Annotated in this window: 1 protein-coding gene; it reads left to right on the top strand. The window is 68.7% G+C overall.

The annotated features are described in order from the left end of the window. Window positions 1-66: 66 nt before the first annotated feature. Window positions 67-614, top strand: a 548-nt coding sequence (locus D3273_RS27960; RefSeq protein WP_245501433.1) for an FGGY family carbohydrate kinase, incomplete at its 3' end; no start/stop codon positions are given.

The raw sequence follows: 614 nt of genomic DNA, 5'->3' as shown, positions 1-614 counted from the left end.
CTCAGCCCCGGAACCCCGCCGAAGGCCGAGCGCCTTTGGGAACCATGTTCCAAGAAGAGGCTCATCATGGACCAGGTTATCGGCGTTGACATCGGCACGCAGAGCACCAAGGCGGTGCTGGTCGGGCGCGACGGCGCAATTCTGGCTCAGGCGTCGCGCGCCTACGCGCCCGACACGCCGCGCCCTAACTGGGCCGAGCAGCACGCCGACGTCTGGCTCGATGCCGTCGTGGCCTGCCTCGCCGAGGTGGCCCGAGCCGTGCCGGAAGGCGACATCAAGGCTATCTGCATCTCCTCGCTCTACGGTGGCTCCGGCATCCCGGTCGACGCGGAGGTGCGGCCGCTCCACCCGTGCCTGATCTGGATGGACCGCCGCGCCGAGGCGCAGGTCGCTTGGGTCAGGGCGAACCTCGACCTCGCGCGTCTTGGCCGCATCACCGGCAACGGCGTCGACAGCTACCACGGCTTCACCAAGATGTTGTGGCTGCGAGACGAACGGCCCGACGTGTGGGGGCGTACGGCGCTGTTCCTGCCGCCCAACGCCTACGTGATCCAGCGCCTCACGGGCGAGATCGCGGTCGACCATTCCTCGGCGGGCAACATCGGCGGGGTCTA

This window comes from Lichenibacterium minor, assembly GCF_004137685.1.
Classification (GTDB): Bacteria; Pseudomonadota; Alphaproteobacteria; order Rhizobiales; family Beijerinckiaceae; genus Lichenihabitans; species Lichenihabitans minor.
This window is presented reverse-complemented; position numbering and strand designations above follow the sequence as displayed.